25 protein-coding genes are annotated in these 20,850 nt (G+C 65.7%); 16 read left to right on the top strand and 9 right to left on the bottom strand.

Annotated features, from left to right (window positions below):
- Position 1 precedes the first annotated feature (1 nt).
- Entirely contained in the window at positions 2–307 is a 306-nt protein-coding gene (locus F3H87_RS14345) for a DUF6477 family protein (RefSeq protein ID WP_149787579.1), read from the top strand.
- Here the strand turns inward: F3H87_RS14345 and F3H87_RS14340 are convergent.
- Both F3H87_RS14340 and F3H87_RS22095 read right to left on the bottom strand, forming a co-directional pair.
- Complete coding sequence (locus tag F3H87_RS14340; RefSeq protein ID WP_149787578.1) at positions 300–1,844, bottom strand: trimethylamine methyltransferase family protein; 1,545 nt, start codon at positions 1,842–1,844, stop codon at positions 300–302. The genes F3H87_RS14345 and F3H87_RS14340 overlap by 8 nt on opposite strands.
- Before the next feature lie 53 nt (positions 1,845–1,897).
- Complete coding sequence (locus F3H87_RS22095; protein ID WP_262974986.1) at positions 1,898–2,029, bottom strand: hypothetical protein; 132 nt, start codon at positions 2,027–2,029, stop codon at positions 1,898–1,900.
- Positions 2,030–2,149: 120 nt separating this feature from the next.
- Here F3H87_RS22095 and F3H87_RS14335 point away from each other — a divergent pair, with 120 nt between their 5' ends.
- The 4 genes from F3H87_RS14335 to F3H87_RS14320 all read left to right on the top strand — a co-directional run bounded on the left by F3H87_RS14335 (position 2,150) and on the right by F3H87_RS14320 (position 7,001).
- Complete coding sequence (locus tag F3H87_RS14335; RefSeq protein ID WP_149787577.1) at positions 2,150–3,409, top strand: OmpP1/FadL family transporter; 1,260 nt, start codon at positions 2,150–2,152, stop codon at positions 3,407–3,409.
- A 92-nt stretch (positions 3,410–3,501) separates the two neighbouring features.
- Positions 3,502–5,076, top strand: coding sequence for a glutamine-hydrolyzing GMP synthase (gene guaA / locus F3H87_RS14330; RefSeq protein ID WP_149787576.1), 1,575 nt, complete (start codon positions 3,502–3,504; stop codon positions 5,074–5,076).
- A gap of 115 nt (positions 5,077–5,191) precedes the next feature.
- Positions 5,192–6,079 carry a DMT family transporter gene (locus F3H87_RS14325; RefSeq protein WP_223228073.1) on the top strand — a complete coding sequence of 296 codons (888 nt, stop codon included), beginning with the start codon at positions 5,192–5,194 and terminating at the stop codon, positions 6,077–6,079.
- A 61-nt stretch (positions 6,080–6,140) separates the two neighbouring features.
- The gene (locus F3H87_RS14320) at positions 6,141–7,001 is read left to right on the top strand and encodes an ATPase (RefSeq protein WP_149787574.1); all 861 of its coding nucleotides are present in this window, start codon (positions 6,141–6,143) and stop codon (positions 6,999–7,001) included.
- Positions 7,002–7,008: 7 nt separating this feature from the next.
- Here F3H87_RS14320 and F3H87_RS14315 read toward each other — a convergent pair whose 3' ends face one another.
- Positions 7,009–7,566 (bottom strand): hypothetical protein, encoded by a 558-nt coding sequence (locus F3H87_RS14315; RefSeq protein WP_149787573.1) that lies wholly within the window; start codon positions 7,564–7,566, stop codon positions 7,009–7,011.
- A gap of 138 nt (positions 7,567–7,704) precedes the next feature.
- On the opposite strand from F3H87_RS14315, the gene metA reads away from it, so the two are divergent.
- The 5 genes from metA (at position 7,705) to F3H87_RS14290 (ending at position 11,971) form a co-directional block, all read left to right on the top strand.
- Positions 7,705–8,628 (top strand): homoserine O-acetyltransferase MetA, encoded by a 924-nt coding sequence (gene metA, locus F3H87_RS14310; RefSeq protein ID WP_149787572.1) that lies wholly within the window; start codon positions 7,705–7,707, stop codon positions 8,626–8,628.
- A gap of 1 nt (position 8,629) precedes the next feature.
- Positions 8,630–9,598, top strand: coding sequence for an alpha/beta fold hydrolase (locus tag F3H87_RS14305; protein ID WP_149787571.1), 969 nt, complete (start codon positions 8,630–8,632; stop codon positions 9,596–9,598).
- A 41-nt stretch (positions 9,599–9,639) separates the two neighbouring features.
- Positions 9,640–10,509, top strand: coding sequence for a polyphosphate kinase 2 (gene ppk2, locus F3H87_RS14300; protein WP_149787569.1), 870 nt, complete (start codon positions 9,640–9,642; stop codon positions 10,507–10,509).
- Positions 10,502–11,119, top strand: coding sequence for a TetR/AcrR family transcriptional regulator (locus F3H87_RS14295; RefSeq protein ID WP_149787568.1), 618 nt, complete (start codon positions 10,502–10,504; stop codon positions 11,117–11,119). The genes ppk2 and F3H87_RS14295 overlap by 8 nt, the downstream gene beginning before the upstream one ends.
- 207 nt (positions 11,120–11,326) lie before the next feature.
- Positions 11,327–11,971 carry a translocation/assembly module TamB domain-containing protein gene (locus F3H87_RS14290; protein ID WP_188129168.1) on the top strand — a complete coding sequence of 215 codons (645 nt, stop codon included), beginning with the start codon at positions 11,327–11,329 and terminating at the stop codon, positions 11,969–11,971.
- Between the two features lie 143 nt (positions 11,972–12,114).
- Here the strand turns inward: F3H87_RS14290 and rpsI are convergent, their stop codons facing one another.
- The 3 genes from rpsI to F3H87_RS14275 form a co-directional block, all read right to left on the bottom strand.
- Positions 12,115–12,615 (bottom strand): 30S ribosomal protein S9, encoded by a 501-nt coding sequence (rpsI, locus tag F3H87_RS14285; RefSeq protein WP_149787566.1) that lies wholly within the window; start codon positions 12,613–12,615, stop codon positions 12,115–12,117.
- Positions 12,615–13,082, bottom strand: a complete 468-nt coding sequence (gene rplM / locus F3H87_RS14280) for a 50S ribosomal protein L13 (protein ID WP_149787565.1) — start codon at positions 13,080–13,082, stop codon at positions 12,615–12,617. The genes rpsI and rplM overlap by 1 nt, the downstream gene beginning before the upstream one ends.
- Before the next feature lie 183 nt (positions 13,083–13,265).
- Complete coding sequence (locus tag F3H87_RS14275; RefSeq protein WP_149787564.1) at positions 13,266–14,165, bottom strand: DMT family transporter; 900 nt, start codon at positions 14,163–14,165, stop codon at positions 13,266–13,268.
- Between the two features lie 242 nt (positions 14,166–14,407).
- Here F3H87_RS14275 and speD point away from each other — a divergent pair, with 242 nt between their 5' ends.
- Positions 14,408–14,917: an adenosylmethionine decarboxylase gene (gene speD / locus F3H87_RS14270; RefSeq protein ID WP_149787563.1), complete on the top strand. Its 510-nt coding sequence runs from the start codon at positions 14,408–14,410 to the stop codon at positions 14,915–14,917.
- The gene (gene speE, locus F3H87_RS14265) at positions 14,914–15,759 is read left to right on the top strand and encodes a polyamine aminopropyltransferase (RefSeq protein ID WP_149787562.1); all 846 of its coding nucleotides are present in this window, start codon (positions 14,914–14,916) and stop codon (positions 15,757–15,759) included. Before speD ends, speE begins: the two co-directional genes overlap by 4 nt.
- 113 nt (positions 15,760–15,872) lie before the next feature.
- Here the strand turns inward: speE and F3H87_RS14260 are convergent, their stop codons facing one another.
- On the bottom strand, positions 15,873–16,292 hold the full coding sequence (locus tag F3H87_RS14260) for a PaaI family thioesterase (RefSeq protein WP_149787561.1): 420 nt from the start codon (positions 16,290–16,292) through the stop codon (positions 15,873–15,875).
- Between the two features lie 57 nt (positions 16,293–16,349).
- Between F3H87_RS14260 and F3H87_RS14255 the strand changes: the two genes are divergently transcribed.
- The 3 genes from F3H87_RS14255 to gluQRS all read left to right on the top strand — a co-directional run bounded on the left by F3H87_RS14255 (position 16,350) and on the right by gluQRS (position 19,494).
- The gene (locus tag F3H87_RS14255) at positions 16,350–17,135 is read left to right on the top strand and encodes an enoyl-CoA hydratase (RefSeq protein WP_149787560.1); all 786 of its coding nucleotides are present in this window, start codon (positions 16,350–16,352) and stop codon (positions 17,133–17,135) included.
- Positions 17,136–17,192: 57 nt separating this feature from the next.
- Positions 17,193–18,548 (top strand): methylenetetrahydrofolate--tRNA-(uracil(54)-C(5))-methyltransferase (FADH(2)-oxidizing) TrmFO, encoded by a 1,356-nt coding sequence (gene trmFO, locus F3H87_RS14250; RefSeq protein WP_149787559.1) that lies wholly within the window; start codon positions 17,193–17,195, stop codon positions 18,546–18,548.
- 91 nt (positions 18,549–18,639) lie between these two features.
- Positions 18,640–19,494 (top strand): tRNA glutamyl-Q(34) synthetase GluQRS, encoded by an 855-nt coding sequence (gene gluQRS, locus F3H87_RS14245; RefSeq protein ID WP_149787690.1) that lies wholly within the window; start codon positions 18,640–18,642, stop codon positions 19,492–19,494.
- Between the two features lie 60 nt (positions 19,495–19,554).
- Here the strand turns inward: gluQRS and hisI are convergent, their stop codons facing one another.
- A complete protein-coding gene (hisI, locus tag F3H87_RS14240; RefSeq protein WP_188129167.1) occupies positions 19,555–19,914 on the bottom strand; it encodes a phosphoribosyl-AMP cyclohydrolase in 360 nt (119 codons plus the stop codon).
- A gap of 66 nt (positions 19,915–19,980) precedes the next feature.
- On the opposite strand from hisI, the gene F3H87_RS14235 reads away from it, so the two are divergent.
- Complete coding sequence (locus F3H87_RS14235; RefSeq protein WP_149787557.1) at positions 19,981–20,433, top strand: iron-sulfur cluster assembly scaffold protein; 453 nt, start codon at positions 19,981–19,983, stop codon at positions 20,431–20,433.
- Positions 20,434–20,625: 192 nt separating this feature from the next.
- Here F3H87_RS14235 and F3H87_RS22090 read toward each other — a convergent pair whose 3' ends face one another.
- On the bottom strand, positions 20,626–20,748 hold the full coding sequence (locus F3H87_RS22090; RefSeq protein ID WP_262974985.1) for a hypothetical protein: 123 nt from the start codon (positions 20,746–20,748) through the stop codon (positions 20,626–20,628).
- Positions 20,749–20,850 lie beyond the last annotated feature (102 nt).

The following is a 20,850-nucleotide window of genomic DNA, read 5'->3' as shown; positions in this document are numbered from 1 at the left end:
CATGCAGGACATCACAACCATGCTGCACCAGCTGCGCCGCCCCCGCCTGCTGCTGCGCGCCGCGCGGCTGGGCGCAACGGAGTATCGCCGCAACGCGCATCTGCGCCCACTGCTGAAATGCGTCGCACTTCCGGGCAGCGGCGCGGCGCTGTTGTCGCTGATGGAGATCGAGCACGACCTGGATACCGCACGACGCGCGGGCGATGCCGGTTATTCGCCGATGCGACATGTCAGCGTGCTGATCGCCATGATGGGCGAGGCGCGGCTGATCCGCGCCCCGCAGCCGCCGCAGGACGGCCTTAGCTGAAGGCGTCGGGTTCGGAGGCCTTTTTCTCGGCGACGAAGGCGGCCAGCGCCTCGGCGGTGGCCGGGTCCATGGCGGGCTGCTGGTAATCTTCCAGCAGCTTTTCCACCCGTGCCGCGGCCAGCGTCATCGTATCGCGCGCGCCCTCTTCCGACCATGTCTCGTAGGGTTTGTAATCCAGCAGGTCGGATTTCCAGAAGGCCGACTGGAAATGCGCCTGGGTATGCGCACAGCCCAGGTAGTGACCGCCAGGGCCGACCTCGCGCAGCGCGTCCATCGCCTGCGCCTCCGCATCGACCGCCACGCCCTGCGCCATCTTGTGCAGCGCACCGAGCTGGTCGGCATCCATCACGAATTTCTCGAACGAGGCGACAAGCCCGCCTTCGAGCCAGCCGCAGGCGTGCAGCATGAAGTTGACGCCCGACAGCAGGCCCACGTTCAGCGTGTTCGCGGTTTCATAGGCCGCCTGCGCGTCGGGCAGTTTCGAGCCGTTGAACGACCCCGCCGAGCGATAGGGCAGGTTCAGCCGCCGCGCCAGTTGCCCCGCGCCATAGGTGATCTGCGCCGCCTCGGGCGTGCCGAAGGTGGGTGCGCCGCTGTTCATGTCGATCGAGGTCACGAAGGCACCGAAGATCACCGGCGCGCCGGGGCGGACCAGCTGGCTGTAGGCGATGCCGGCCAGAACCTCGGCCAGGACCTGCGTCAGCGTGCCCGCAACCGAAACCGGCGCCATCGCGCCGCCCACGATGAAGGGCGAGACGATACAGGCCTGGTTGTTCGCGGCATAGACCTCGAGCGCGCCCATCATCACGTCGTCGAAGGTCAGCGGCGAGTTGATGTTGATCAGGCTGGTCATCACCGTGTTGTCCTGCACGAACTCCTTGCCGAACAGGATTTCGCACATGTCCACGCTGTCCTGCGCGCGGCTTTTCTCGGTGACCGAGCCCATGAAGGGCTTGTCGCTCAGCGTCATGTGGGCGTGCAGCATGTCGAGGTGGCGCTTGTTCACCGCGATATCGGTGGGCTCGCACACCGTGCCGCCGGAATGGTGCAGCCATTTCGACATGTAGCCCAGCTTCACGAACTTGCGGAAATCCTCCATCGTGGCATAGCGGCGGCCGTCCTTCGCGTCATGCACGAAGGGCGGGCCGTAGACCGGCGCCAGCACGAGGTTGCGCCCGCCGATCTCGACATTGCGGGCGGGGTTGCGGGCGTGCTGGGTGAATTGCGAGGGCGCGGTCGCGCACAGCTTGCGGGCAAGGCCGCGCGGGATGCGCACGCGTTCGCCGTCGATCTCGGCGCCGGCATCGCGCCAGCGGTCCAGCGCGGCGGGGTTGTTGACGAAATTCACCCCGATCTCGGCCAGAACGGTCTCGGCGTTCTCTTCGATGACCTGGAGCGCCTCTTCGTTCAGCACCTCGAAATCGGGGATGTTGCGCTCGATATATTTCGCGGTCTCGAAGGACACCGCCCCGCGGGCAGCGCGGCGTGCCGCGCCTCCGCCACCCCGAGCCCGTTTGCGCGTTCCTGCCTCTGCCATCGTCTGCCCCTTTGCATCGCCGGTGCCCCGCGAAATGCCGCGGGGTTTTCCCCTCATACAGCCTGCGGCGCCGCGCTCAGGTCTGGAATCCGTCGCCTGACGTGAAAAAGCGACATCGGCACCGCCCAAAGCCGCATTGCGGCCGGTTTTTCAATTTTTTCGAGAAAAGAAATGACAAACCACATTCCGAAAACCTAATATCATGATTCAGGAATATACGCGAACAGGGACGGGCTGCCCACGTTACGGGCACAATCGGACAAAAGCGCCGCGAAGGCGCATCGCCAAAGGGAGGGGACAACCCCATGACACGTGTTTTCGCGCGCCTGGCTGCGGCCGGCGCACTGGTTTTCTGCGGCCTGGCGACAGGCCCGGCTTTCGCCACGAACGGCTATATCGCCAACGGCTATGGCGGCGGATCGAAGGGCATGGCCGGCGCCGGGGTCGCGGTGCCGACAGGCGTTCTGGGCATGGCGCAGAACCCGGCCACGGGCTATTCGGTGGGCAACATGGCGGGGTTCTGCCTGACGACCTTTGCGCCCGACCGCTCGGTCACGGTATCGCCCGGCGGGCCGCTGACGCCCGGAACCTACAAGAGCGGCAACAGCGTGTTCCTGATCCCCTGTGGCGGGGTGAACTGGAAGCTGAACGACCGCTCGACGCTGGGGGTCTTCATGTTCGGCAATGGCGGCATGAACACCGAATACGATACCAATTTCTACGCCGGGCTGGGCGCGGGATCGGCACCGCTGGGCGTGAACCTGGAACAGGCGTTCATCGGCATCAACTATGCCTGGAAGGCCAGTGACCGGCTGACGCTGGGCGTGGCGCCGATCATCGCGATCCAGCGGTTTTCGGCCACCGGGCTGGAGGCGTTTTCCGGCATGTCCCTCGACCCCGGCAACGTCACGAATCGCGGCGACGACTGGTCGACCGGTGTGGGGCTGAATATCGGGCTGCTCTACCGGGCCAGCGCCGAGTGGACGATCGGCGCGGCCTATCGCAGCAAGATCAACATGGACCGCTTCGACAAATATGCCGGGCTGTTCGCGGGCGGCGGTGAATTCGATGTGCCCGCCGTGGCCACCATCGGCGCGGCCTTTACCCCGGCGGCCAACCCGCAATGGACCTTTACCGCCGAATACCAGCGTATTTTCTATGGCGACATCCCCTCGATCGCCAACCCCAACGCCCCGCCCGAGGGACCGTTGGGCGCCGATAACGGGATCGGGTTCGGCTGGGACGACATGGATGTGTTCCGCATCGGCGCGATCTACCGGCTGGACGACCGCTGGACGCTGCGCGGCGGGCTGAGCTATGCCACCGGGGCGTTCGACGCCAGCGGCACGGTGCTGAACGCGCTGACACCGGCGACGCCGCAGCTCCATGCCTCGCTGGGGGCCAGTTACCGGATCAACGCGAACTGGGGGTTCACCATGTCCTATACCCGCGCCTTCGACAAATCGCTGACCGGCAGCAACCCGGCGCTGACCGGCGTGGCGCAGCCGGTCGGGGTGCGGATGGACCAGCACGAGATCGCGGCCGGGTTCACCTATCGCTGGTAGACCGCGCGCAATGCCACGAAAGCCGCGCGGGTGCCCTGCCCCCGCGCGGCTTTTTCTTGCGCCGGTCCGATGGGCGCACTACTAGGCAAACCATGAGCCAGACATCCCATGACCGCCTTCTGATCATCGACTTCGGCAGCCAGGTAACGCAGCTTATCGCGCGCCGCCTGCGCGAGCTGAACGTCTATTGCGAAATCCACCCCTACCAGAACGTCACCGACGCGTTCCTGGATGCCTACGCCCCCCGCGCGATCATCTTTTCCGGTGGGCCGGATTCGGTGATGCGCGAAGGCTCGCCCCGGCCGCCCGGGAAAGCCTATGAGATGGGCGTGCCGATCCTCGGTATCTGCTACGGCCAGCAGGTGATGATGCAGGATCTGGGCGGCAAGGTCGAAGCGGGCGAACATGCCACGGCCGAATTCGGCCGCGCCTACGTGACCCCGACCGGGGGGCCGCGCCCGGATTTCCTGAACGGCTGGTTCATGGATGGCTCGGGGCGCGAACAGGTCTGGATGAGCCATGGCGACCATGTATCTGAAATCGCTCCGGGATTCGAGGTTCTGGGCACATCGCCCGGCGCGCCCTTCGCGATCACGGCGGACCTGGATCGCCGGTTCTACGCAGTGCAGTTCCACCCCGAGGTGCATCACACGCCGAACGGCCGCACGCTTTATGAAAACTTCGTCCGCGATGCCGGGTTCACGGGCGACTGGACCATGGGCGCCTATCGCGAGGAAGCGATCCGCAAGATCCGCGAACAGGTGGGCGACAAGCAGGTGATCTGCGGGCTGTCGGGCGGCGTCGACAGCTCGGTCGCCGCCGTCCTGATCCACGAGGCGATCGGCGACCAGCTGACCTGCGTCTTCGTCGATCACGGGCTGCTGCGGCTGAACGAGGCGCAGGAGGTGGTCACGATGTTCCGCGACCACTACAATATCCCGCTGATCCACGCCGATGAATCCGACCTGTTCCTGGGTGAACTTGAGGGCGTAAGCGACCCGGAACAAAAGAGAAAAACCATCGGCCGTCTGTTCATAGACGTGTTCCAGAAATACGCCGGCGAGATCGAGGGCGCCGAGTTCCTGGCGCAGGGCACGCTCTACCCCGACGTGATCGAAAGCGTGTCCTTCTCGGGCGGCCCCTCGGTCACCATCAAGAGCCATCACAACGTGGGCGGCCTGCCGGAAAAGATGGGCCTGAAACTGGTGGAACCGCTGCGAGAGCTGTTCAAGGACGAGGTGCGCGCGCTGGGGCACGAACTGGGCCTGCCCGCCAGCTTCATCGGGCGGCATCCGTTCCCCGGGCCGGGCCTTGCCATCCGCTGCCCCGGCGAGATCACCCGCGAAAAGCTGGATATCCTGCGCAAGGCCGACGCGGTCTATATCGACCAGATCCGCAGGCACGGGCTGTATGACGAGATCTGGCAGGCCTTCGTCGCGATCCTGCCGGTGCGCACCGTGGGCGTGATGGGCGACGGGCGCACCTATGACTACGCCTGCGCCCTGCGCGCAGTGACCAGCGTCGACGGGATGACGGCGGATTACTACCCGTTCAGCCACGATTTCCTGGGCGAAACCGCCACCCGCATCATCAACGAGGTCAAGGGCATCAACCGCGTCACCTATGACGTGACCAGCAAACCGCCCGGCACGATCGAGTGGGAATGATCCCCGCCGGTTGCGCCTGACGGCACCCGGATCGAGGGGGGCGTCTGCCCCCCTCTTTGCCTTGCGGCAAATTCACCCCCCGAGAGTATTTCACCGAACGATGAAGGACGACGCCATGACCGACAGCGGATCGCGCAACGTGCTGGTGGCCGCCCTGTGGATGACCGGGGCGATCGCATCGTTTTCGTCGATGGCGGTGGCCGGGCGCGCGGTGAGCCTGTCGCTCGATACGTTCGAGATCATGATGTATCGCAGCTTCGTCGGGCTGGCGATCGTGCTGGCGGTCGGCGCCTGGGCGGGCACGCTGGGGCAGATCACGCGGCGGCACAAGGGGCTGCACCTGATCCGCAATATCGGCCATTTCAGCGCGCAGAACCTGTGGTTCTATGCCGTGACGGTGATTCCGCTGGCGCAGGTGTTCGCGCTGGAATTCACCTCGCCCCTGTGGGTGCTGGTGCTGTCGCCGCTGGTGCTGGGCGAGCGGTTCACGCGGGTGCGGGTGCTGGCGGCCATGATGGGTTTTGTCGGTATCCTGATCGTGGCGCGGCCCAGCCCCGAGACCCTGAATGCCGGCATCCTGACCGCGGCGCTGTCGGCCATCGGCTTTGCGGTCTCGATCATCTTTACCAAGCGGCTGACGCGGAGCGAGACGCTGACCTGCATCCTGTTCTACATGACGGTGATGCAGGCGGTGATGGGGCTGGTATGCGCCGGGTTCGACGGCGATATCGCCCTGCCCGACGCCACCACCCTGCCCTGGCTGGTGCTGATCGGCTGTGCCGGGCTGTTGGCGCATTTCTGCCTGACCAACGCGCTGAGCCTTGCACCCGCCACCGTCGTCGTGCCGCTGGATTTCGCGCGGCTGCCGCTGATCGCGGTGGTGGGCATGGCGCTTTACGACGAACCGCTGGAGGCGGCGGTGGTCCTGGGCGCGCTGTTCATCTTCGGCGGCAACTACCTGAACATCTGGACGGAAACCCGCGCGGCGCGCGCCCGCGCCTGAGCGTTTGACCGGGCCCCCGGCTGCGGCTAACAGGTGGTTGGGGGCAATAAGGGACCGGGCCATGCTGTACGAAACCGCCGACGACTGGCTGCGCGCGCCGCGCAAGCGGGTGCTGCTCTTTGCCATGTCGGGTCTGGGCAAGACGCATGTGTCGCGGATGCTGCGCGACAGCGGCGACTGGTTCCATTACTCGATAGATTACCGCATCGGCACCCGCTACATGGGCGAATACATCGCCGACAACGCCAAGGCGCACGCGATGAAGGTGCCCTTCCTGCGCGATCTGCTGATGACGGATTCGATCTATATCGGCTCGAACATCACCTTCGAGAACCTGGCGCCGGTGTCTACCTACCTGGGCAAGCCGGGCGATCCCGACAAGGGGGGGCTGGCCTATGGCGAATATACCCGGCGGCAGGCGCAGTTCCGCACCGCCGAGATACATGCGCTGATGGATACCGGGTATTTCATCGACCGGGCCGAACGGCTGTACGGCTATCCGCATTTCGTCTGCGATACCGGCGGGTCGATCTGCGAATGGGTCGATCCCGACGATCCCGACGACCCGCTGATGAGTGAGCTGTCGCGAAACACGCTGATGGTCTGGATCAAGGGCGACGAGGCCCATACCGGGGATTTGATCCGGCGCTTCGACCGCGCGCCCAAGCCGATGTCGTACCAGCCCGAATTCCTCGACCGCGCCTGGCAGGGCTATCTGCACGAAAAGGGCGTGGAGGAGGAAAGCGTCGATCCCGACGATTTCATCCGCTGGACCTATGCGCAGGCGCTGGCCCATCGCCAGCCGCGTTATGAGAAGATGGCAGACCGCTGGGGCCTGACCGTCGCCGCCGACGATATCGCGCAGGTCGGGACGGCGGCGGATTTCGACCGGCTGATCGCCGACACGCTGGCCGCGCGCTGATCCAGCCTCAGCAGGACGAGATCACCTGCGCCAGCGCGCGCCCCGCGCCGGTCAGCGTCGCCTCGACCACGGCGATCCCGTCATAGGTCATCACCCGGACCTGCGAACCGCGCTGCAACGCGCCGATCACCGGATCGGAATAGGCCAGCGCCGATTCCGGCTGGTTGCGGTCGTTGGGTTGGAAGCTGAGCGGAAACTGCGTGCCGTCCACCACCACGATCATGCCGCGCTCGCCCCCGTCGACGCCGATGACGCGCAGGTAACTTTGTCCCTGTCCGCAGAAGTAATAAAGGCCCGTCCCCTCGTGCGCGCCGGTGACGCCGGCCACGCCCACGCCCGCGCCGGTGCGCCCGGCCACCCATCCCTGTCCGGCATCGCCCTGCGGCGCGGCAGGTTGTTCGGAGCAGCGTTCGGCCACGCAGGCATTATAGGCCGCGCTGGCCGCGTCGCCCTTGCCCGGCCCGGCAAGACAGGCCCAGACGCAACGCTGCAGGGCCGATGTGTCGATCTGCCCGGCAACGGCGGCGGGCAGCAGCAAAAGGATCGAGAAAAGAACAGCACGCATCGTGACGGCCCCTTTGGCGGTTTGCGGAACACAGCTAAAGCCGAGCCTAGCAGAATGCGGGCCCGCCGTCCTGCCCCCTTGTGACCGGCCCGGCAGGGGTCTAAACCATGCATTCCTGACAACATTCGTGGTTCCGCTATGCCGATCAAACTGCCCTCCGACCTGCCTGCCTTCGACGTGCTCACGCGCGAGGGCGTGATGGTCATGTCCGAGGACGCGGCCGCCCGGCAGGATATCCGTCCCCTGCGCATCGGGTTGCTGAACCTGATGCCCAAGAAGATCCAGACCGAAAACCAGTTTGCGCGGCTGATCGGTGCCACGCCGTTGCAGATCGAGCTGAGCCTGATCCGCATGACCGAACACGCCGCCCGCAACACCGCCGCCGAGCATATGGAGGCGTTCTATCGCCCCTTTGCCGAGGTCTCGGAAAGCGGCGAGAAATTCGACGGGCTGATCATCACCGGCGCCCCGATCGAGCACCTGCCCTTCGAGGAGGTGACATATTGGGAGGAACTGACCCGCGTCTTCGACTGGACGCAAACCCATGTGCATTCCACCTTCGGCGTGTGCTGGGGCGGCATGGCGATGATCCATTACCTGAACGGCGTGCCCAAGCATATGCTGGATCACAAGGCGTTCGGCTGTTTCCGGCACCGTAACCTTGCGCCCGCCTCGCCCTATCTGCGCGGGTTTTCCGACGATTGCGTGATCCCCGTCAGCCGCTGGACCGAGGTGCGCCAGCCGGATGTCGACAAGGTGCCGGGGCTGCGCACGCTTCTGGGCAGCGACGAGGTGGGGCCCTGCCTGGTCGAAGACCCCGGTCATCGCGCGCTCTATATCTTCAACCACCTCGAATATGACAGTTTCACGCTGAAGGAAGAATACGACCGCGACGTGGACCGCGGCGAGCCGATCAACGTGCCGATGAACTATTACCCCGACGACGACCCCTCCCAACCGCCGCAGAACCGCTGGCGGAGCCACGCGCATCTTCTTTATGGCAACTGGATCAACGAGATTTACCAAACCACGCCATACGAGCCTGCAAGGATCGGGGGCTGAGATGATCGGCGCGGCGCTGGCGGTTGCGGCGCTGGCTGGATGCGGTGTGGTGATCGACCGCCGCGCCGACCTGCACGAGGCCGCGGCCGAGGCGCGCTATCCCCCGACGGGCGATCTGATCGAGGTGCAGGGCCGCATCGTCCACGCGCATACAGAGGGCACCGGCCCCGACCTTGTGCTGCTGCACGGGGCCAGCGGCAACACCCGCGATTTCACCTTTTCCTTCGTCGACAGGCTGAGCCGCGACTTTCGCGTGACCGTGTTCGACCGGCCCGGCCTTGGCTGGACCGAACGCGCGGCGGATGGCTATGGCCCCTGGACACCCCGCGCCGAAAGCCCCGCCGAACAGGCCACGCTGCTGCAGGCGGCCTCCGACCGGCTGGGCCTGCGCAACCCGCTGGTGCTGGGCCATTCCTATGGCGGCGCGGTGGCGCTGGCCTGGGCGCTGGCCCGGCCCGAAGACACCGCCGGGCTGATCGTCGTGGCGGGCGCATCGCACCCGTGGCCCGGCGGGCTGGGGCCGATCTATCGCATCATCGGCTCGGGCTGGGGCGGTGCGCTGCTCGCGCCGCTGATCGCCGCCTGGTCGCCCTATGGCCGGCTGAACGCCGCGCTGCACGAGATCTTTGCCCCCGACCCGGTGCCGCCCGGCTATGCCCGGCATATCGGCGCGGGGCTGACGCTGCGGCGCGACAGTTTCCGCGCCAATGCGCGGCAGGTAAACACGCTGCGGCCCCATCTTGTGGGCATGAGCGCGCGCTACCCCACACTGCCGATGCCGGTCGAGATCGTGCATGGCACCGCGGACGAGGTGGTGCCGATCGGGGTTCATTCCGAACCGCTGGCCCGGCAGATCCCCGGCGCGGTGCTGACCCGGCTGGAGGGCATCGGCCATATGCCCCATCACGCCGCGCCCGACGCGGTCGAGGCCGCCATTCACCGCGCCGCCGCCCGCGCACGATTGCGTTAAGCCCCTTCACATTCCATAGTGGCCCCAAAAAGGAGAGGCATATGGAGCTGCCATTCGACGGTGCGATCAGCGACTATTACGAAAACCACGCGCCGCAGCCGATCCGCGACGCGATCCGCCGCGCCGACAAGGACGACATCCTGAACCCCGACTACCCGCATTCGGAACGGATGAAGAATAAAGCCTATGAGCGCGACATGGAGCGTCTGCAGGTCGAACTGGTCAAGCTGCAGCACTGGGCCCGGGAAAGCGGCGCGCGCATCGCCTGCGTGTTCGAAGGGCGCGACGCCGCCGGCAAGGGCGGCACGATCAAGCGGTTCCGCGAAAACCTCAACCCGCGCGGCGCGCGCGTGGTGGCGCTGGCCAAGCCCACCGAAACCGAAGCGACGCAATGGTATTTCCAACGCTATGTCGATCACCTGCCATCGGGCGGCGAGATCGTGTTCTACGACCGCTCGTGGTACAACCGGGGCGTTGTGGAAAAGGTGTTCGGCTTTTGCACCGACGACCAGCGCGAACATTTCTTCGCCCAGGTGCCCGATTTCGAGAACATGCTGGTGGACGAGGGCATCCACCTGTTCAAGTTCTGGCTGAACGTGGGCCGGGCCGAGCAGTTGCACCGCTTCATCCAGCGCGAACGCGATCCGCTGAAACAGTGGAAGCTCAGCCGGATCGACGTTGACGGGCTGGCCCGGTGGGACGCCTATTCGCAGGCGATCCGCGAAACGCTGGACCGCTCGCACACAGCGCAGGCGCCGTGGACGGTGATCCGCTCGGACGACAAGAAACGCGCGCGGCTGGCGGTGATCCGCACGGTGCTGCACGCGCTGGACTATGACCGCAAGGATGCCGGCGCCATCGGGGCCATCGACCGTGCGATCTGCGGCGGGCCGGATGTCTGGGATGGCTAAGCGCGGCTATCATCACGGCAACCTGCGGCAGGCGCTGGTCGATTCCGCGCTCGACCTGATCGAGGAAAAGGGGCCGACCGGTTTCACCCTGTCCGAGGCCGCCAAGCGCGCGGGCGTCACCCCGGCGGCGGTCTATCGCCATTTCGAGGGCCGCGAAGACCTGATCGCCGAAGCCGCGCGCCAGGGATACGAGATTTTCGCCGACGTGATGGAATACGCCTATCAAAGCGGGCAACCCTCGGCGCTGGCCGCGTTCGAGGCGACCGGCCGCGCCTACCTGGCCTTTGCGCGCAAGTATCCGGGCCATTACATCGCCATGTTCGAAAGCGGCATCAGCGTGAACCGCACGCCGGAACTGGCCGCCGTGGCACGCCGCGCCTGGGACGTGCTGGAACGCGCCGCCGGCGACCTGGGCCAGCACATCCCGAAAGAGAAACGCCCGCCCGCCGCCATGTTCTCGGCCCATATCTGGGCGCTGTCGCACGGGGTTGTGGAACTCTTCGCGCGCAACTCGCCCGGACGGGCCAGCCCGTTCCCGCCCGAAGAGCTGCTGGAATCGGCCATCGGCGTCTACCTGCGGGGCCTGGGCCTGATTCCGCCCGATAGCTAGGCGAAGCGCCCGCTTTCTGCCCGGAAAATCGCCAAATGCCTGCCATGGCGGAATTATTCCGGCCCGGCGCAACAAAACTGTCATCGCATTCTGCGGTGCGGCATTAAAGCTTGTGGCGCGATGCGGCGGATATGCTAGAGGGATGGCGGGCAAGCCAAACCTCGTCAGCCAGTCCGCATCATGAATTCACAACGAGGTTTCAGAAAAATGAAGCAAATCCTTCTCAGCCTGGGCGCCAGCCTTGCGCTTCTGCCCGTGGCCGCCAGTGCCGAAGGCGTCAACCTGTCGGGCGGTGTCGCGGTCGCCACCTCCTACGATCTGACCACCGATTCGAACACCGATGCAGAATATCCGCTGTCCTTCTACATGCAGGCGGAAAAGAACGGGTTTTACGGCCAGCTCTGGTTCGGCACGCTGCCCTCGGCCCTGTCGCCGGATCAGATGGAAATCGACGTGATCCTTGGCTGGGGCACCGAGTTCAGCAACGGTGTCGGCCTTGATCTGTCCTATGCGGCCTATTTCTTCGACGACAGCGGCTATGACACTGCCGAACTGATCGCCGTGCTGTCCTATGGGCTGACCGACCGCCTGGGCAGCTCGTTCGAGGTGGGCTATGACGTCGAAAACGACGAAACCTATGCCGAGCTGGGCCTTGATTACGCCCTGACCGACAAGTGGTCGCTGCAGGGGCTGATCGGCACCGAATCCGCGGACGATTCGACCTATTACGAGCTTGGCGCCACCTATGCCGTCACCGACGAGGTTGCCTTCAACATCCTTTACGAGGATGACGATACCACCGGCAATGACGGGCTGCTGACCTTTACGCTCAGCTACGATTTCTCGCTCTAGGCTGTCCGATCCGTTCCCTCGGTGACGACCCGGACGGGGCGCCCCAAAAGGGCGCCCCTGTTTTTTTGCCCGCCCCCACGCCACCGCGCACGCAAAAAGGCCGCCCAAAGGGGCGGCCTTTCGCATGTCGTGCCTGAAACGGCTTAACGCTTCGAGAACTGGAAGCTGCGGCGCGCCTTGCGCTTGCCGAACTTCTTGCGTTCCACCACGCGGCTGTCGCGGGTCAGGAAACCGGCGGCCTTCAGCGGGGCGCGCAGGCTGGGGTCGAACAGTTGCAGCGCCTTCGAGATGCCGTGCTTGACCGCACCGGCCTGACCCGAGAGGCCACCGCCCTTGACGGTCGCCATCACGTCGAACTGGTCCTCGACACCGGCCACTTCGAAGGGCTGGCGCAGGATCATCTGCAGAACGGGACGTGCGAAATAGGTGTTCAGCTCCTTGCCGTTCACCGTGACCTTGCCCGAACCCGGCTTGATCCAGACACGGGCGACCGCGTCCTTCCGCTTACCGGTGGCGTAAGAACGGCCCAGCTCGTCACGTTGCGGTTCCGCCGCGACCTCGTCGGCCGCCGCACCCTGAACGCCGGCGATATCGTCGGACACGGCGTCCTTCAGGTCTTCCAGGGAATTGATCTGATCAGCCATTAGTTCGACACCCGCGTATTCTTGGAGTTCATGGATTTCACATCCAGCACTTCGGGGCTCTGCGCCTCGTGCGGATGCTCGGCGCCGGCATAGACGCGCAGGTTGGTCATCTGCTGGCGCGCCAGGCGGTTGCCCGGCAGCATGCGCTTGACGGCCTGAACGACGACGCGCTCGGGATGCGCCCCTTCAAGGATCTGCTCGGCGGTGCGGCTCTTGATGCCGCCCGGATGGCCGGTGTGCCAGTAATAGTTCTTGTCGGTGCGCTTCTTGCCGGTCATCTGCACCTTGTCGGCGTTGATGATGATGACATTGTCGCCCATGTCCATGTTGGGCGTAAAGCTCGGCTTGTGCTTGCCACGCAGGCGCATGGCGACGATCGAGGCAAGACGGCCCAGAACAACGCCCTCGGCGTCGATCAGGATCCACTTCTTCTCGATGTCTGCAGGCGTTGCAGAGAAGGTTTTCATGCGGGATCACCCCTGGTTGAGAGTTGTGGCGCCGGGCAAAGCCCGTCACCGAATTCGGATTGCGGGGTTATATACGCGCCAATCCACAGGTCAAGCGCACAATTCGGGAATTATACAAGCCAAAACAATAGCTTACAAAATAGGTATCATAATACCCCATAAAACCGGCAGATAATCGCGGCTTCACGTGCTGCGCCGGTTCTCGCGCCAGAGGATCAGCACCCCGGCCGCCACGATCAGCAGCACGCCGGGGAACAGCGTGTCGACCGGCGCCTCGCCGAAGAACAGCCAGCCAAGCGAAAACGCCGAGATCAGCCCGAAATAGTTGAACGGCGCCAGCAGCGACGGCTCGCCCATGCGATAGGCAAGCATCATGAACAGAACCCCGGTGCCGCCCAGGATCGACATCACGAAGATCAGCGCGGCATCGCCCACGCTTTGCAGCGGGGTGAATTCGGTGGTGACCGCCGCCATCGCGATCGCCCCCAGCGCCGCGGCCAGCGAGGAATAGAGATACAGCAGCGCGTTCGACGTGCCCGGCCCGAAGAACCGCACCGAGATCATCGAGAACGCGTAGCAGACCGCCGCCCCCACCGGCAGCAGGGCATGGACCGAGAACGCCTCGCCGCCCGGCCGGATGATCCACAGCGCGCCCAGGAACCCGACGACAAGCGCCGCGATGCGCCAGGGCCCCACACGCTCACCCAGCAGCAGCACCGACAGGATCACCACGAACATCGCGTTGGTCTGCCCCAGCGCCGATACCGTGGCCAGTTCCAGCACCCCGAGCGCCGAGTAAAAGCAGACCTGCGCCACCGCCACGGCAAGCCCGCGCAACACCGCCAGCGGCCATTTCTCGATCCGCAGGTTGCTGCCGCGCAGGCGCAGCTCGCCCGTGGCCACCAGCAACGCCAGGCTGGGAATGACCCCCAGCACATTGCGATAGGCCGACAGTTCCAGCGCCGAGTAACGCACCGACAGCACCCGCACCAGAACCGCCATCAGGTCGAAACAGACGATTGCCAGCAGCAAAAGCCCGATGGCCCGCAACGCGCGGCGCGGATCTGACGGCGGTGTGATCATGCGTGTCTCCCTTACCCTTTCAACCGGCAACCCCGGAAAAGGACAAGCATGTGCCGTTTGCGTGACGCAACGGAACGCCGATCCGGTTTTTTTCGCTGCGTGTGCAAAAATACCTCTTGAACGACTCGCGGCAAGGTCTTAGGTGCCCGCTCACTTTCGGACCCGATCCCAACCCGCGATGACTTCCCGGGGGGCGCTAAGGGACCGACTGGAACGCACTGCTGGCTTGAAAGGGGAATGTCATGAAAGACATGGACCTCTTCCAACTGGGGTACGGTCTGGCAACAGGCGCCCAAGAGGAAGACACCGCGCGGGGTCTCGCCCCCGCATGTGACCGCGATCTGTTTGACGACACGCGCGACGATCACTTTATCCGCGATGAACACGGCGTGTTCGCCGGCACCCACCTGATCATCGAGGTGGTGAACGGCACCGGGCTGGACGACGAGGCGCGCATTCAACAGGCGTTCCGCGACTGCGTGGATACCTGCGGCGCGACGCTCCTGCATATCCACACGCACAAGTTCTCGCCCCAGGGCGTCAGCGGCGTGGCGGTGCTGGCCGAAAGCCACATCTCGGTGCACACATGGCCCGAGATCGGCTATGGCGCCTTCGACGTGTTCATGTGCGGCGACGCGCGGCCCCGGCTGGCCGTGGGCGTGCTGGCGCGGGCCTTCGACACCTCGGACGTGCGCGTGCGCGAACTGCGCCGCGGCGAAGGCGTGGTCGCCGAGGCGGGCGTGGCGGCATGAGCGACTGGTCGACCGAGAAGCTGCACGCCGACTACGCGCAATCGCTGCGCGTGGACCGGCTGCTTTACGACAGCGAAACCGACCACCAGCGCCTGCGCGTGTTCGAGAACCCGACCTTCGGGCGGGTCCTGACGCTCGACGACGTGGTGCAGACCACCGAAGGCGACAACGCCATCTATCACGAGATGCTGACCCATGTGCCGATCCTGGCGCATGGCGCGGCGCAGCGCGTCTGCATCGTCGGCGGCGGCGATGGCGGCATGGCGCGCGAGGTGCTGAAACATGCCGGCGTCACCCATGTGACGATGGTCGAGATCGACGCCGGGGTGGTGGAGTTTTCCAGACAATACCTGCCCGCGCTCAGCCAGGGCGCCTTCGACGATCCGCGGCTCGACCTGGTGATCGCCGACGGCGCGGATTTCATGCGCAACACGCCGGGCGGCTATGACGTGATCATCGTCGATTCCACCGATCCCGTCGGCCCGGGCGAGGTGCTCTTTACCGACACGTTCTATGGCCATGCCAAGCGCGCCCTGGCCCCGGACGGCATCCTTGTCACGCAGAACGGCGTGCCCTTCCTGCAACCGGACGAACTGAGCAACACGATGCGGGCCTTCACCGCGCTGTTCGCCGACGCCACCTGCTATCTCGCCACGATCCCGACCTATGCGGGCGGGCCGATGGCCTTCGGCTGGGGCAGCGACAGCGACGCGCGCGCCACCCCCCTCGACGTGCTGCAGGGCCGGTTCCAGGCGGCGGGGCTCGACCCGTTCTACTACACGCCCGAGGTGCACAAGGCCGCCTTCGCCCTGCCGGGCTACGTGCGCAGGCTGCTGCGCTAGGTTTCCTGTCCCGGGGAATACCCGCCCGGGCATCGCACGGCCGCCTCCCGGCCGGGCGATGCCCTCCGTTACGAACCGCCCAAACGGAAGCGCCCCCCTGCCCCGGCCGGCGCTCAGCGCGGCGGAATCGAATAGGTCATCGTGGCCCGCGCCACCGGCTGATCCATCCCGTCCGACATCATCAGCACATCGCCCACCGCCAGCACGCGGCCCAGTTTCAGCAACCGGCATTTCGCCACGACATCCTTTCCGGCGGCCGGTTTGCGCATGAAATCGATGCTGCCATTCGTCGTCACCGCCAGCCCCTGCGGCCCGATCATCGCCAGCGTGGCCAGGTAGATCGCGCAATCGGCCAGGCCGAACATCGACGGGCCCGACACCGTGCCGCCGGGCCGCAGGTGGCGATCCTCGACCTTCAGGCGCAGGTCGATCTCCATCGGCGCCAGCCTGTCGATCGCGAAATCCACAGCCATCTGCGGAAATTCGCGGTGCATGAAGGCATCCAGTTCCTCGGCCGTCATCTTCAGGGTCATCTTGTCCTCCGTCCCGTCCCGTGCGTAGACTTGGCCGGAATTGGAGGAGAGGACAAGATGGCTCTGCTGGAACGTCACGACACGGGCGCGGTCGCCCACCTGACACTGAACGCCCCGGAAAAGCTGAACGCGCTCAGCGATGCGATGCTCGCCGCGCTGCAGGCCGAGTTCGACCGGCTCAGGCACGACACCGCCACCCGCGCGGTGATCATCAAGGGCGCGGGCAAGGTGTTCTGCGCCGGCCACGACCTGAAGGAGATGACCGCCGGCCGCCAGGCCGAGGATGGCGGCAAGGCCTATTTCAAGGATCTCTTCGACCGCTGCGCGCGCATGATGACGACGATCCGCAGCCTGCCCCAGCCGGTGATCGCACAGGCCCACGGCATCGCCACCGCCGCGGGCTGCCAGCTTGTCGCCAGCTGCGACATGGCCGTGGCCGCCGAGGGCACGAAATTCGGGGTGAACGGCGTGAATATCGGGCTGTTCTGCTCGACCCCGATGGTCCCGCTCAGCCGCAACATCCCGCGCAAGCACGCCTTCGAAATGCTCAGCACCGGACAGTTCATCCCCGCCGAACGGGCCGAGGCGCTGGGGCTGGTCAACCGCGTCGTGCCGCATGAACAGCTCGACACCGTCACGCAGGAACTGGCCGAGACCGTCGCCGCCAAGCTGGGCGCCGCCGTCAAGATCGGCAAGGAGGCGTTCTATAACCAGATCGAAATGCCGCTCGACGCCGCCTATGACTATGCGGGCGACGTGATGGTGCAGAACATGCTCTACCGCGACACCGCCGAGGGCATCGCCGCCTTCCTGGAAAAACGCCCGCCCGACTGGCAGCAATAAGCCGCGACCGGCAACACGATCCTTTCCAAACCGCCCGCGATCCCCTAGATGGCGGGCATGGACAAGACATTGCATATCATCGGCGGCGGCATGGCCGGCTCCGAGGCCGCCTGGCAGGCCGCGCGCGCGGGCGTGAACGTGGTCATCCACGAAATGCGCCCCAAGGTCGAAACCTTTGCCCACCGCACCGGCAACCTGGCGGAAATGGTCTGTTCCAACTCGTTCCGGTCCGACGATGACGAACAGAACGCCGTGGGGCTGCTGCACTGGGAAATGCGGCAGGCCGGCGGGCTGATCATGCAGATGGCCGACCGCCACCGCCTGCCCGCGGGCGGCGCGCTGGCGGTGGACCGCGACCCGTTTTCCCAATCCGTCACCGATGCGCTGCACGCGCTGCCGAACGTATCGGTCAGCCACGAGGAAATCACCGGCCTGCCCGATACCGGCCACTGGATCATCGCCACCGGGCCGCTGACCTCGGACGCGCTGGGGCAGGCCATCGCGCGCGAAACCGGGGCCGAGCGGCTGGCCTTTTTCGACGCCATCGCCCCCATCGTCTATGCCGACAGCATCGACATGTCGGTGGTCTGGGCGCAGTCGCGCTACGACAAGGGCGAGACGGAAGCCGAGCAAAAGGCCTATCTCAACTGCCCGATGACCAAACCGCAATACGAGGCGTTCATCGACGCGCTGCTGGCCGCCGACAAGACCGAGTTTCACGAGGGCGAAACCGCCGGCTATTTCGACGGCTGCCTGCCGATCGAGGTGATGGCAGAACGCGGGCGCGAAACCCTGCGCCACGGACCGATGAAGCCGATCGGGCTGACCAATGCGCACGCGCCCTCGGACAAGCCCTATGCGGTGGTGCAACTGCGCCGCGACAACGCGCTCGGCACGCTGTTCAACATCGTGGGCTTCCAGACCAAGATGAAATACGGCGCGCAAACCGACGTGTTCCGCATGATACCCGGGCTGGAAAACGCCAGCTTCGCCCGGCTGGGCGGCATCCACCGTAACACCTTCATCAATTCGCCCACGCTGCTGGATGCACAGATGCGCCTGAAATCGCGCCCCAATATCCGCTTCGCCGGCCAGATCACCGGGGTCGAGGGCTATGTCGAATCCTCGGCGATGGGCCTTCTGGCGGGGCGCATGGCCGCCGCCGAAATCCTCGGCCAGACCCTGCCGCAGGTGCCGCAGGACACCGCGATGGGCGCACTGATCCACCACATCACCGGCGGCGCCGAGGCCAAGACCTTTCAGCCGATGAACGTCAATTTCGGCCTGTTCCGCCCGGTCGACGGGCTGAAAGGCGGGCGGCGCGGACGCAAGGACCGCTACAAGGCCTATACCGACCGGGCCAAGGCCGCCTGGGCCGCATGGCTGGATCAGAGCGCACTGGACGCCGCCTGATCCCGCGCCTTATGCTGGCGGTATGGACCGGGCGCGACACGCCCGGAAACCACTTCAACAGAAACGCCTATACACCTGAAAAAGCGTGACAATCCGCACCCGCTTCGCCCCGTCCCCCACCGGCCCGCTGCATCTGGGCCACGCCTTCGCGGCACTGGTCGCCTTCGACATGGCGCAGGCTGCCGGTGGCCGCTTCCTGCTGCGGATCGAGGATATCGACCAAAGCCGCGCCCGCCCGCAATGGGAGGCGCAGATATACGACGACCTGCACTGGCTGGGCCTCGATTGGCCGACCCCGGTCCTGCGCCAGTCGGACAACATGAAAAGTTACGCCGAAGCCATTGATATATTGTGGACTAACGGGCTTCTCTACCCCTGCCATTGCAACCGGCGCGACATCGCCGCCGCCGCCAGCGCCCCGCAGGAGGGAACGCCGGTGACCGGCCCCGACGGCATCGTCTATCCCGGCACCTGCCGGCCCGCGACGCCGCCCGCCGGGCCGGTCCCGTCCGGTTGCGCGCTGCGGCTCGACATGGCGCGCGCGCTTGCCCGCACCGGCCCGGTCGGCTTTGACGAAACCGGCGCCGGGCCAGATGGCGAAACCGGCCGGATCGCCACCGATCCCGCCACCGCCCTGTCCGCCATCGGCGACATTGTGATCGCGCGGCGCGACATGGGCACCTCTTACCACCTCGCCGTGGTGGTGGATGACGCGGCCCAGGGGATCACCCATGTCACGCGCGGCAGCGACCTGTTCAGCGCCACGCCGATCCATGTCCTGCTGCAAAGGCTGCTGGGCCTGCCCACGCCGGTCTACCACCACCACCGCCTGATCCGCGACGAGACCGGCAAGCGGCTGGCCAAGCGCGACGACGCCCGCGCCATCGCCGCCTATCGCGCGGCGGGGCTTGCACCCGGCGACATCCGCAACATGGTGGGCCTTTGATCTTCATCTTGCCCGAAATACTCCGGGGGTGAGGCCGCAAGGCCGAGGGGGCAGCGCCCCCTATTCCATCGGCGCCATGATCTCGACCTCATCGCCGTCCCGCAGCGCGGTGTAGAAACAACTGCGCCGGTTGGTGTGACAGGCCGGGCCGGTCTGGCGCACCAGCACAAGCAGGCAGTCACGGTCGCAATCCACCCGCATCTCGACCAGTTCCTGCACGTGGCCCGAGCTTTCGCCCTTGATCCAGAACGCCTGCCGCGACCGGCTCCAGTACGTCACGCGGCCGGTTTCGAGCGTGCGCGCCACGGCCTCGGCGTTCATCCAGGCCATCATCAGCACCTCGCCGCCGTCCGCCTCCTGCGCGATGGCGGGAATCAGCCCCTGCGCGTCGTATTTCAGCGTGGCCGGATCGAAGGTCATGGCATTTTCCTTTGGCATCGGGCGGGACAGCGCCTATCTATGAGGTCCGAAGACGAAGGGAAAGCCATGACAGCCGAGACCGACCTGATCAAGCTCTATTCCGGGCGCATCCTTGAGCTGGCGGCGGATATCCCCCATCACGGCCGGCTGGCCAGCCCGCAGGCCAGCGTGCGCAAACGCTCGCCGCTTTGCGGCTCGACCGTCACGGTGGACGTGGTGATGCGCGACGGCCGGGTGGCCGAGTTCGCGCAGGATGTGAAGGCCTGCGCGCTGGGTCAGGCGGCGGCGGCGGTGGTCGGCGGCGCGATCATCGGCTGCACCCGCACCCAGGTCGAAGAGGCGCGCGATGCGCTTCGTGCGCTGCTCAAGGAAGACGGACCAACCCCGGCCGCCCCCTTCGACGGGTTCGAAGTGCTGCGCCCCGCGCGCGACTACAGGAACCGGCACGCCTCGATCCTGCTGTCGATCGAGGCCACGGCCGAGGCGATGGCCGAGATCGAGGCGCATCAATCCGCCTGATCCCCTGATCCAGCCAAAAAAATCCGCCGCGCGTCACGGGGACGGCGGCGGACAGTGGCGCATCCTGGGGGGCCGAAGGCGGGTCAGAGGCAGACCCTTGGGACAGGTGTGAGAGACAGGCAGTATCTCAGATAAGCGCATCGTATCGGGACAGGGATGCGCGGCCCTCGGTTCAGGTACGCAGGCAGAAACTCAGGACAGAACCGGCAGGTGAAGCCCGGCCACCAGCATGACCACCAGCGCGGCCACGCCGATCGCATCGGCGGCAAGCGTGTCGTGGTTGCGGCGGGCGGTGTCGATGATCTGGGTCAGCATCTTCATGTCTCCTGCTCGGGTGCATTCCGTTGTTGCCAATTTGTTCTCATATCCTTAACCGCCTGTAAAGAACTTTTTGAGAACATTTGCGAACTTTTCGGA

The organism is Lutimaribacter pacificus, assembly GCF_900142185.1.
Classification (GTDB): domain Bacteria; phylum Pseudomonadota; class Alphaproteobacteria; order Rhodobacterales; family Rhodobacteraceae; genus Lutimaribacter; species Lutimaribacter pacificus.
The sequence above is the reverse complement of the archived record's forward strand: the minus strand, read 5'-3'. Positions and strand labels throughout refer to the sequence as shown.